Origin of the sequence: Mesorhizobium sp. Root552, from assembly GCF_001427285.1 — a bacterium.
Classification (GTDB): domain Bacteria; phylum Pseudomonadota; class Alphaproteobacteria; order Rhizobiales; family Rhizobiaceae; genus Mesorhizobium.
Genome location: NZ_LMFV01000036.1, coordinates 1 through 10,758, shown reverse-complemented (window position 1 = coordinate 10,758; position 10,758 = coordinate 1). Strand labels below are relative to the sequence as shown.

Annotated in this window: 15 protein-coding genes; 1 reads left to right on the top strand and 14 read right to left on the bottom strand. The window is 54.9% G+C overall.

Annotated features, from left to right (window positions below; translation table 11 throughout):
• From ASD50_RS23175 to tnpA, 5 genes are all read right to left on the bottom strand, one after another.
• A partial coding sequence (locus ASD50_RS23175) for an ABC transporter substrate-binding protein (protein WP_156465110.1) occupies positions 1 to 268 on the bottom strand: 268 nt, incomplete at its 3' end.
• Positions 269 to 519: 251 nt separating this feature from the next.
• A complete protein-coding gene (locus ASD50_RS23925) occupies positions 520 to 825 on the bottom strand; it encodes a hypothetical protein (RefSeq protein ID WP_037069814.1) in 306 nt (101 codons plus the stop codon).
• Positions 825 to 2,390 (bottom strand): IS66 family transposase, encoded by a 1,566-nt coding sequence (tnpC, locus tag ASD50_RS14590; protein ID WP_056242665.1) that lies wholly within the window; start codon positions 2,388 to 2,390, stop codon positions 825 to 827. The genes ASD50_RS23925 and tnpC overlap by 1 nt, the downstream gene beginning before the upstream one ends.
• A gap of 72 nt (positions 2,391 to 2,462) precedes the next feature.
• Positions 2,463 to 2,810, bottom strand: a complete 348-nt coding sequence (tnpB, locus tag ASD50_RS14585) for an IS66 family insertion sequence element accessory protein TnpB (RefSeq protein ID WP_018240454.1) — start codon at positions 2,808 to 2,810, stop codon at positions 2,463 to 2,465.
• Positions 2,807 to 3,160, bottom strand: a complete 354-nt coding sequence (tnpA, locus tag ASD50_RS24325) for an IS66-like element accessory protein TnpA (protein ID WP_413813896.1) — start codon at positions 3,158 to 3,160, stop codon at positions 2,807 to 2,809. Before tnpA ends, tnpB begins: the two co-directional genes overlap by 4 nt.
• Here tnpA and ASD50_RS23920 point away from each other — a divergent pair.
• Positions 3,044 to 3,457 (top strand): hypothetical protein, encoded by a 414-nt coding sequence (locus tag ASD50_RS23920; protein ID WP_244484541.1) that lies wholly within the window; start codon positions 3,044 to 3,046, stop codon positions 3,455 to 3,457. The genes tnpA and ASD50_RS23920 overlap by 117 nt on opposite strands.
• Before the next feature lie 155 nt (positions 3,458 to 3,612).
• Here the strand turns inward: ASD50_RS23920 and ASD50_RS23170 are convergent, their stop codons facing one another.
• The 9 genes from ASD50_RS23170 to ASD50_RS14535 all read right to left on the bottom strand — a co-directional run.
• Positions 3,613 to 3,783, bottom strand: a complete 171-nt coding sequence (locus tag ASD50_RS23170; RefSeq protein ID WP_156465109.1) for a hypothetical protein — start codon at positions 3,781 to 3,783, stop codon at positions 3,613 to 3,615.
• The gene (locus ASD50_RS14570) at positions 3,780 to 4,550 is read right to left on the bottom strand and encodes a helix-turn-helix transcriptional regulator (RefSeq protein WP_056242658.1); all 771 of its coding nucleotides are present in this window, start codon (positions 4,548 to 4,550) and stop codon (positions 3,780 to 3,782) included. The genes ASD50_RS23170 and ASD50_RS14570 overlap by 4 nt, the downstream gene beginning before the upstream one ends.
• Positions 4,551 to 4,788: 238 nt before the next feature.
• Positions 4,789 to 5,391, bottom strand: a complete 603-nt coding sequence (locus tag ASD50_RS14565) for a HupE/UreJ family protein (RefSeq protein WP_056242655.1) — start codon at positions 5,389 to 5,391, stop codon at positions 4,789 to 4,791.
• Between the two features lie 133 nt (positions 5,392 to 5,524).
• The gene (locus ASD50_RS14560; protein ID WP_056242653.1) at positions 5,525 to 7,081 is read right to left on the bottom strand and encodes an ABC transporter substrate-binding protein; all 1,557 of its coding nucleotides are present in this window, start codon (positions 7,079 to 7,081) and stop codon (positions 5,525 to 5,527) included.
• 21 nt (positions 7,082 to 7,102) lie between these two features.
• Positions 7,103 to 7,696 (bottom strand): ANTAR domain-containing response regulator, encoded by a 594-nt coding sequence (locus tag ASD50_RS14555; RefSeq protein WP_082549680.1) that lies wholly within the window; start codon positions 7,694 to 7,696, stop codon positions 7,103 to 7,105.
• Positions 7,697 to 7,707: 11 nt separating this feature from the next.
• On the bottom strand, positions 7,708 to 8,877 hold the full coding sequence (locus ASD50_RS14550; protein WP_056242650.1) for a transporter substrate-binding domain-containing protein: 1,170 nt from the start codon (positions 8,875 to 8,877) through the stop codon (positions 7,708 to 7,710).
• Positions 8,878 to 8,891: 14 nt separating this feature from the next.
• Entirely contained in the window at positions 8,892 to 9,593 is a 702-nt protein-coding gene (locus tag ASD50_RS14545) for an urease accessory protein UreF (protein ID WP_082549679.1), read from the bottom strand.
• A complete protein-coding gene (locus ASD50_RS14540) occupies positions 9,586 to 10,080 on the bottom strand; it encodes a hypothetical protein (RefSeq protein ID WP_056242646.1) in 495 nt (164 codons plus the stop codon). The genes ASD50_RS14545 and ASD50_RS14540 overlap by 8 nt, the downstream gene beginning before the upstream one ends.
• A gap of 5 nt (positions 10,081 to 10,085) precedes the next feature.
• Positions 10,086 to 10,758 (bottom strand): urease accessory protein UreD (locus tag ASD50_RS14535; protein ID WP_056242644.1); only part of this gene is annotated, 673 nt, incomplete at its 5' end.

Below are 10,758 nucleotides of genomic sequence, written 5' to 3'. Positions count from 1 at the left end.
AGTCATACGCTTTCTGGGCTCCCGCGGCACTCGAGGCACTGTCGGCAAGTTCCATGGCGAACTTCCTGTTCAACACTCCTCCGGCGTCATTAATTTCTGAAATTGCAAGATCCATTGCCTGGATCACTGCGGGGGCAGTGACACTGTTTGCTCCACTTAATCCGAGTGGAATACCCAACAAAATTGGATCGTCTTCAGCAAAGGCCCCTCCGATTGAAAGTGCGGTTGCCGCAAACAATACCAGAGCTTTTTTTAGTGATGTTCTCATTGCGTTCCCCTTATTGATCTTTCACCTCCTTCGAGGCTGCGGCCAAATGCCGACAACAGCCATCTCAGGCGATGAAATAATGTTCAGTTTTGAGAATGCCACGCGCCACATAATCGCACTGGCAGGAAAACCTGCAAGTCGAACTCGGCGCTGATGTTACAGTGGCTAGCCCGCCACCAGAAAAGGAAGCTTGCACACAACCAATAGTGAGCGTCCGGCGAAGGCATTTTCGCTTGGTTGAGAGGCCGATATTATAGGCCGCGTTTCATCTCGTCTGCCATAACGCGTTCGACCACATCCGGATCGCATTGTTCATCGACGAGAAACTGGCGGATTCCACCATCCCATGTCCTTATGTCGGCGAGGAGATTTTGGAGCTCGTCCACGCCGTTCTCGGTCAGGCCCTTCGTGCCGTATTCGCTGCCGTCGCGGACATAAAGCAATTCGCCCTCGCTGATATTATCCGAGTTGGCGGTCACCTCTTCGATCAACTCGAGGTTCTCGCCGATCATCTCAGCGACCTCTTTGAGGGTATAGATGATCCTTGAGCGCGCCATCACGCAGCCTCGTACCGGTCTTTTGCCGGAGCCCACTGCCACGGGAGCAGTTCCTCAAGTCGATCCTTCGGATGGCTCTGGATCCTGGTCAGGACGTCTGTCAGATAGGCCTCTGGATTGCGGCCATGGAGCTTAGCTGTCTCGATGATGGTCAGGATATTGGCGATGCGCTCGCCGCCCTTGTCTGACCCAGCAAAGAGCCAATTTTTTCTTCCAATTCCGAGTGGCCTCATAGCGCGCTCAGCTATGTTGTTATCGATTTCGACACGGCCATCGTCAATGTAGACGCTCAAAGCTGCCCATCGCGAGAGAGCATATCGCATCGCTTCTGCTAGCTTCTGTTTCTGCGGCAGCGTCGAAAGCGTCGTTTCAATCCAGGCCTTGAGGTCCGCCAGAATGGGTCTGGCGTGTTGCTGGCGCAGTGTTCGCCTCTCGTCAGCCGACATGCCGCGGATACGGTCCTCGATATCGTAGAGTGCACCGATGCGCGACAGAGCCTCGTCGGCGATCGGAGATGGCTTGAGCTTGATCACATCATGGAACTTACGGCGCACATGCGCCATGCAGGCAGCTTCGATGATCTGGTTGCCGTAAAGCTTGCTGTAGCCAGCATACCCATCCGCATGCATTACGCCGCTGAAGTGAGCGAGGTGTTCAGCCGGATGCACGCCCTTTCGGTCGGGGCTATAGTAATAGGCGATCGCTCCGGGCGTGGGATCCTTGTAGCCGCTGCCATCGAAGACATAGACCCAGACCCTGCCGGTTTTCGTCTTTCCTCGTCCTGGGTCGAGGACATCGACCGGGGTATCGTCCGTGTGTATTCGATCGACGGCCGCGATGTGGGCTCTGATCAGCAGGATGAGCGGGGCCAGCAGGACTGACACGCGACCGACCCAGTCCGCCATGACGGAGCGGGAGATGTCTACCCCCAGCCGGTCGTACATCTCGGACAAACGGTAGAGTGGGATATGATCGTCAAATTTGGCGACCATGATGTGTGCGAGCAGTCCTGGTCCAGGTTTGCCTCGCTCGATCGGCAAGCTCGGCATCTCACCCGATACCGTTGTATCGCAGTCCTTACAGACCATGCGCTTCTCAATATGCCGGACAATCTTCACAGAAGCCGGCACATGCTCCATCACCTGGACCACCTTGTCGGCCGCCTTCAGGAAGGACAGGCCACCACAAGTCGGGCAACTGCAGGGCGCTGCGTACACCCGCTCTTCAGTTGGAAGGCCATCCGGCAGAGGTCTGCGTTTCGGCTTGTCGGGGGTATCATCCAGATCTGGCAGCAGGCCTTTTCCGGAACGAGCATCAGCCTCGGCGCGAGAGGATTCGATCTCCTCGAGCATCAGTTCGAATTGCTCAATCTTTCGATCGATCTTTTCTGAGGATGCGCCGTGCTGCCGATGTCGGAGCAGTTCCAGCTGCGCGCGCAGAAGACCGATGATCGAGTCGCGTTTGATGACTTCGGCTTCTTGCGCGCTGAGTTTCACCGCCTGTTCAGCGACGAGCGCGCGCAATGCCAATAGCTCGTCCTGACTGTCCAGCGGCGGTGCTTTCATGCCCAAAAACATAGCCGATTTGCAGCGAAAGCACTAGCGTTTTGCCTCGGATGTCTCTGTAAAATATAGCTTTTAACCCGTTCGGCCAGGGGCGGAAGTCCACGCTGGTCGGCGCCAGTCAATCCCTTCAACAAGCATCGACAACTGAGCCTGCGTCAGATGCGCAACACCATCTTTCGCCGTCGGCCAAGGAAAGTATCCGCGCTCGAGAATCTTGTAGAATAGGCAGAACCCTTGGCCATCCCACCATAGAAGCTTGATCCGGTCGGCGCGCTTTCCACGGAACCCGAAGATCGCTCCGGAACCCGGCGCTTCCTTGATCACCGCCTCGACCATAGCAGACAGACCATCGATACCGCGCCGCATATCGGTCACCCCGCAAGCCAAGTAGACCCGCACATTTCCTGTCGGCCCGATCATGCAGCCTCAACACACGCGATCAACGATGACAGCGTCTTGCGTTCAATGTCCGCCGGAACTTTCAAACTGCGACCATTTCGTAGCTGGATCTTGATAAGCACTGGCCCCCCGCCGGCCGCCGGCATCTGCCCGAGGCTTATTTCGTTGACCAGGTGGACCGGCAGGAACGAGGCTGACACATCCAAGTGGCTAAGCGTTTTCCGCCATAAACGGATCTGCGCAGGATAAATGTCATGGCGACGAGCGACATCACCAATGCGAACGCCCGGTTGATCGGCTTCAGCCAATATCGCCAGCTTCGCTTCCTTCGACCACCGCCGCCTACGCTCAACGCCGGAAATGATCTCCATGCGAGCCATGCCAACCTCTCAGATCTGATATTAGTGTCAGCACTAATGCTGGTTCTAATGCCAGAACATCGCCTAACTGGCTCGTTCAGCAAAATCCGCTCACCGGACGCTCACAACCAATATGACGTCAATATTAATTATCGGTATGGCCCTCAATGGACGAATCTCGACAAACACGAGATGCTGGATGGCGCCGTGAGAGAAAGAGTTCTTGACAAAGATCTCCTGTCGACGCCAAAAAGAATTGGCTACTCGTGGAAGTCCTACAAAGTATTGATTCTGGTCAAGAATGGATAATTGATGGTCATCAGTTTCGCAGGAAACAACGGATAGTAGGCAGTTTGCTTATAGTGACCTGCCACTGAACTTTCATCCAGCGGCGATTAGAGCCTCGACCGTTTTGATCCGATATCATTGTTTGGATCGTCGGAAGGTGGAGTTTCCCGGCTGCTTTACGATGGCGGGCTGGTAGCGCCATCGGGATTGATCAACGAGATCGGCACGCTGTGGTCGTCATTATGCGCCAGATGTGACGACGCTCGGCCATGGATGTAAGTCAAAAGCGGACCGGTGTGGAGGTAACTTGGCTCGTTCAGTGCCTCGATTGTAAATGGTGGGCTCATAGGTCAACCCTCCCCTTTCGTATCATCGTGTCGGGGTTAACCACCGCACCGTCTCTAGCGGGTTTGGGCGCCACATGGTTGCGCACGACCAGCAGTTTAACGGGAAACCGGGTACCCATCACGATGCCGTGCGGGCCGGATGCCTCGAATGTCAGGCTGTCGCCTTGCGCCATGGCATACTTTTTCTTGGCGTGCGAATAGGTGACCTCGCCATTGAGGCAATAGACGAAGAAAGTGCCCTGATCGTCGAACATCGGCCGCTTGTCTTCTTCCGATGCAAGCTTGACGATGACGGCATCAAGCGCGAGCGGCGTTGAGGTGGATGTTTCGCGAACAAGCGAGGTGGAGACCCTTTCCCGCAAGCTTTCGTAGTGAGAAGAAACGAATACGGCCCGACTGCGCTCGTTGTAGCCGCTGATGAGCTCGCTGACAGGGACGCCGAGGGCCGAGCCGATGGCTTGAAGCGTGCCAAGCGAGGGTGAAACAGTGCCGTTTTCAATGCGTGACAGCATGCCAAGCGAAATTCCAGCCGCCTTGGCCAGATCGAGACCATTCAAGTCATGCCGCCTGCGCCAATCGCGCACCGAACGTCCGATAGCGGTCTGAAGAAGTGCTTCACGGCTGAAACGCGGATCTGGAGCGGACGCCAGATCGCCTTCGGCAATTTCGGCCAGCGCGGTGTCCTCTTCGGTCGAGCAAAATTTAACCCGGTCGCTTTCGCGAGGCTGCCGGGCTTGTCTTATGAGTTCAACGTCGACATTTCCCATCTTTCACGTCTCCTGAGTGGCGCAAGGTCGGCTTGCTGTGCAGTTTTCGGTCGGCCTCCAATCCTCATTGATTGTTGCCTGCCGCCTTTCCGCTGTGACGCGCCAGATGTTGGCGCGGCGTGCGATCGGCTGGCGGCTGAATGCTGCCCGGCATCATTGGCGGGAATTCCTACCGCACGTGGTATGCGAGGAATTGGGCTGCGCTGCCTTCCGCGAGGCTACGCAGCCCGAAGAAGGGTCAGATAACCCCGCTGACGATTGCCACGCCCGCCACGGCGGTAAGCGCGCCAGCGGCACGGATGAGGGTTTCGCCGCGCGGGCCGGCACCGCTCGCCGCGAGCAATCCGAGGCCGAGACCGGCAGCATGCAGCAGCGCGGTCGCGATAACGAAGCCTGCGCCGTAAGCAAGGCCAGCAACGCTGTCCGGCATCTCCGCGCCATGGGCAAAGCCATGGAACAGGGCAAAGAAGCCGACCAGCCCCATGGCCGCGGCGACGACAGGCTTCAGGCCAAATGCCACCGCAGCGCCGAACACGACGATGGACAGGCCAATGCCCAGCTCGACAAAGGGTAACGGAAGGCCGGAAAAGCCGACCACCCCGCCCCAAGCCATGACACCGACGAAAGCTGCCGGGACCAGCCACATGGCGCGACCACCCAACTGAGCGGCAAACAAACCAACCATGACCATGGCGAGGATATGGTCGATACCTCCGATCGGATGCCAGAAGCCATGGGCAAAACCGCCTGTATCGCCGACGCCGACATGGGCATTGGCAATCGTCGCGCTTGCAGCGAACATGGCTATGGCCACCAATACTATAATTGGACTCTTTTTCATTGTGGTTCTCTTTGCGTTTGTTTTCATCGTGATTACTTTTGATGTGCTGTCGGCGGTAGATCGAAGGAGGTCTGCGCCGACAGCACAGGCGGCTTCAGGCAAAGCGCAAATAACCCCGATATTATGGGGGCGTTCAAATTCTAGAATCTATCCAAACAGACTTAAACGAATGCCAGTTTTGGCTGGGGTTACGAAACCCCTTCACACGGGGATGGTAACAAACAGCACCACGTCGCAAAGTCAGCATGGGAAGTACCGGCAGGTCTTCCATGATCAATGCATTAGCCCTTCGATAAAGGTGCCTCCGTTGGTCATCATTCCCAATTTGTCGTGCTTTGTCCAATATGCCGTCGACTTCCGAATTTGAATAATATCCTGCATTGAACCCGAATGGAGAACAATTTCTGGAGTGCAGCACTTGGTCCAGCCAAATATCACAAGACATGCCCCAGCTCATTTGTGAGACGCCAGCACCATCCGGTAAACCAGAGCGCCACTCGTTACAGTAGTCGACCCAGTCTTCTGTCCTTATTATCTCTGCACCACACCCTATTGCCTCAAGGCTCCTCGCGAGATAATCGCAAATTTGTACGGGTATGAGCTGCCCGGAACCTGCATTTGCAGTCTTGATGCGCAATCGCCAATCGGACGGGACACCTGCTTCCTTGAAAAGCTGCCTTGCCCGTTCTGGATCGTATTCGTAAGGGAATTTGTACTTATCATCGAATGCTGGGGAGGCTGGCGGCAACATTCCGGATGCGACGGTTGTATCTCCACGAAAGAGTCCATCGCTCAATTCTTGCCGATTGACTGCATGGGCAATGGCATGGCGCACTCGACTGTCGCGAAGAACCGGATCACGCATGTTGAAAATGAAATACCAAATGTACGGAACACGGCACTCTTTTACAATGAAGCCGCGCCGCTCTAGTTCGTCGAGATCACTACCTTCCAGGCCATAAGCGAAATCAACATTGCCGGTGAGTAGTGCCTCATACCGATCTTTCAAATCCGGATACGGCTTAAACTCAATACCCTTGAGCTTGGGTGCGCCCCGCCAGTAATTCTCATTCCGTTGCAGCCGAACACCGCTCCCGAAAGGCGTTTGAAAGCGGTCGCCAAAACGAAACGGGCCAGTTCCGGGCGCATGATCGGCAATGCCCAAATTACCTAGTCTCTCTAGTGCTTCTGGGCTGATGTAAACATGCGCGCCTGGAGCATCTTCTTGCGTCATGTAACGGAGAAATTCTGGAAAAGGCTCCTTCAATGTGAGTTTGATTGTGTACGGCCCCAAAATCTCTAAGGAATCCAACACCTCCAATCCAATTCGATTATAATCCGCCGCTACTGGCGAATACTGGGCGGCCTCGGGATTCCACATCCGGTCTATATTGTAGCGAACCGCCTCCGCGTCGAACAGTGTCCCGTCATGGAATCGGACACCTTCTCTCAGATGAAATGTATATTGAAGCCCATCGCCAGAAATATCAACCGATGTGGAAAGTGCGGGGATGAGTTTCGTTGGGCTTGCTTCTTCGTCCTCAAGGTCATCCTCGAATAAGCTTTCGAAAACCTGCTGAACCACTCTCCCTGTATTCCAGCCCCCGAAGGATGCCGGAGGATCCATTGGATCTACTTCCCAGTCAAGCGCAACACGAAGGACAGAATCCAAGCCACTTTCAGACTTCATCTTGTATCTCCTTTAGAATTCCTAGGCACAGTCATCTCTGCCTTCGTTCATGGCGATGAAGCGGTCAGCGACCTGTGTCATTGAAACACGCTGCTCCAGAGACCAGCGTCGGATTAGTTGATACGCTTGCTCTTCGCTAATTGAGCGCTCGGCAGCCAGACGCCGAACCGCGTTGTTCACTACACGGCGCGATCGTAAGGTCTCTTCAAGCTTCACGATTTTGCTACTTTGTCTCCGTTCAAAGCGGTAGCGCGAACTAGCGACGGATAGAGTTGACAGGATACCGAAAGGATGGATGGGCTTCGCGATGACGGCCTGCGCATCAGCGTCCAACAGTTCGCGAACAATGGTAGGGCTCTCATACTCCACAATCCCGATAAGCGTGCCTTCTCGATCCCTTTTTAAGGCACTTACGTCGCTGGGAAGATGTCCGCTGAAAAGACAAAAGACGACATCCGCACGAACTGGCCAACTTTCAGGTACCGGCCACTGTGTATTGACCTGGCACCCTATCCGCTTCAGATGTCGAATAAGTTCATTACAAGCTGCGTCCTCTGGATGAATCACCCAAACTTGCAGTTTCCGTAATTCTCGAATCAACGCCTCGCCGGACATGAAGCTTCTTTCTATCCTTGGACGTGGTTAATCCGGCCCGATCCCACATAGTTGATAAGATACGGATCGGGTTTCATTGCCTGTTTGAATTCTGCGACAACCCTGAATTTCCTTCCAGCTTCCGTCATGCCGATTCGTGGCCAGAGATAAGTGTGGCTATTATCAGGATCGACCATAATCACGCCTTGAGGAGCAGAGATTTCCAATCCGAGCACTTCTGTTCGAAGTCGTTCAGGCTCCAGCGTCCCAGCGCGCTCTAAAGCTCGGGCAAATAGCAGAACCGTAAAATATGCAGCCTCGGCACAAGCATCGGTCGGCCGTTTTCCGAAACGCTGTTGATAGTTGGCGACGAAGTTATTATTTCGCGGCGATCCTACCGTCTCGAAATATGGGGCGGAAACGATATGTCCCGGCAATGGTTCGAACCACATTTCTTGACAATGCGTCTCGTTCGTTGTCAAGGAGGCGATCGGCATTACAGACGGATCAAGATTTTCGCTGGCATACGCATCATAAAGTGCTGCTATTCCAGGCCCCACCACCGTAGAAAAGATTACATCGGAGCCAAGCGCTCGTGCCTCCTTGACGATACTCAAAAAGGCGTCTCTCTGTGCGTCAAACGGTAGGTAGTGTTCGCCAACAATACTGCCGCCGATCTCGGATACGAGATCTCGCATAATTCGGTTTGATTCGCGTGGGAAAAGATAATCGGTTCCCACACACATCAACTTTCGGCCGTATCGGGGAAAGAGATATTCAGCGAGCGGCAGATGAAGCTGGTTGGGCGCCGGGCCAGTATAGATAATATTCGATGAGTATTCAAACCCCTCATAACCAATTGAGTACCAAAGGAGACCTCCACGCCGCTCTATGACAGGAATCACGGCCTTTCGACTGTAGGAAGCGGAACAGCCAAATATGTTAGTCACCCCTCGATCCATCAGAAGCGAACTGGCAAATTGGGCGTAGCGTCGCGGATCGGAGGCAGGGTCGAGGATTAAGGGCGAGATTGGTTTTCCGAGCACGCCACCCGTTGAATTTATCTCGGAAATGGCCAGTAAGGTTCCCTGCAACTGGGAAATCTCGGCAATAGCCGTGATCCCGCTTCTCGAGTACAGGACGCCCACCGGCCAGGTACCCTCCGAGCGGTATGATTCCTGCAGTTCGCTGACGCCGGACATCTGGTGCCTTTCTGCTAAGTGGCAAATAGGCGCAACGGATTACGCTGAAGCTGCAACATCGCAATATCCAATTCGAGCGTCGTCGAACTCATTTCCTCTAGGTCCAATATCAACGCTCTCTCCGCAGCTTTGACGATGAACGGGACACATTGATGTAGATGAATTTGTGCTTCTGCCGACCCCATTCGGCCAAGCCGCACGGCTGCCGAAAAGAGGCTGCTTGCGGTGCCGCGCAACTCTGCAAGAACAGTTTGCTCAATGCCGATTCCGTTGGAGGCCGACACGGCCGCCGCTACAACTGCCAGATTACCGGCGACTTCACGCAATTGCACTTCGTTACAAAATTGATCGAGAACGTCTTGAGGCCAAACTTGAGGGGCAAGCTTCGCCAACTGGCGACCGCACGAAATTGATGCGTTTCGGGCCGGTGCCGAAAGCTTTGTAGCCAAGAGACGTTCGTCGACAGCATGTAGCTTTTCGAGGTCCGACGCGCAAAACGTTCTATGTGCATGAGCGGCGGCAACAGCATCACAACGGCCGGAGCCGTGGAGGAGGACAGCTTTGATAACTTCCGCGATTTGAGCCGAACTCTTCGGGAGTTCCTCGAGTATCCCTTCCAGTCCGCTGGAGTGAACATAACGCCCGATGGGGAGCGAACTATCGGCCAACTGGAGGGCCATCAGGAAACTTGCGTTGCCCACTTTCATGTCAGTCATGGGCGTGCCCCGACATCGAAAGGGGATGTGAGGCTCCTAGACGAACATAGTCGAACCGCAGTGACAGTTCGCCAAGTTTGAGGTCTCGAACCGTTTTCGCCATGAGGTCCTCACTCGACAACATCGGTAGCAGTATGGAGCAACCATCGACTTCGACCGGTACGTGCTGATTGCCGAAAGCATGACCGATAAGCGCCGCCTGGCGAACAATGTCGGGCACCGGGTTCGTCTGGCTAAGGTCGATGACGAGTGCCAGTTCCTCTGGCCTTGATACGACGACCACGTGATCCTCGTTGCTAAATAGAACCGCTCCGTGAAAAAGATACTGGCTGTGCTCCATTGAGAGTGCGAAATCCAGCCCGCCCTTTGTGCGCCGCCTGAGCCGCCGCTTCCCCGCCTCCGACCAAGGGACTTCGATAAAGTCCAATGTACCGGCGTTGCCTTGCACTTCGCTTTGAGAGCCGATTATTCCATTTGAGACGAGCATCGAATCTACTTCCTCCTCAATGGCGCAGGCACTCCGATCATCTGCATTCGAATCCGCGACCACACATCGTCGATCAGACTCGTGATTGTTGCTGATGAGCGGGCGAGAATACGGACCATGATGCCGACCGCTCCAGGCAAAGCCCCTACTCCGAGGCGAAAATCGTCACCCGCCATATTCATCGACGAAGCGGCATCGAAAATGCCCTTCGTGTTGCCGCCTGGACTGAGCGCCAACAGATTCCCTGCATAGAGAAACGAGCCGAGGACTCCTCTCACAGCAATCGGCATTGACGTCGGCTCCATGAGGAGGCTGTCGTTAAAAAGCGTGCGTCCATCGACCGTTATCTGCGTGTCCAGTCTCAAGCGACTGAATGCAAAAACCTCGCCACGAGCCAGACGTCCGGGCGCGATGATTTCGCTTGCGATGAGCATGGATCCTCGATCCATGTCGATCGTGGTCTTCTGGTCATAGGACGACTTGGCTTGGGGTATGAGCTGATCCGGCAGATACTCGATGTACGATCCTTGCCTGGCCTCCAAACGAACCTGCTGAAACGCCGATCCATCAAGCATCCGGTGCAGCTTGGTTGCGGACGTGCTCGTTACATGAAGCTTGCCACCGTCCCGCGCAGCAATCCGCAGTTCCAGCTTATCGCCGTCAAACACCGCTCCCGAG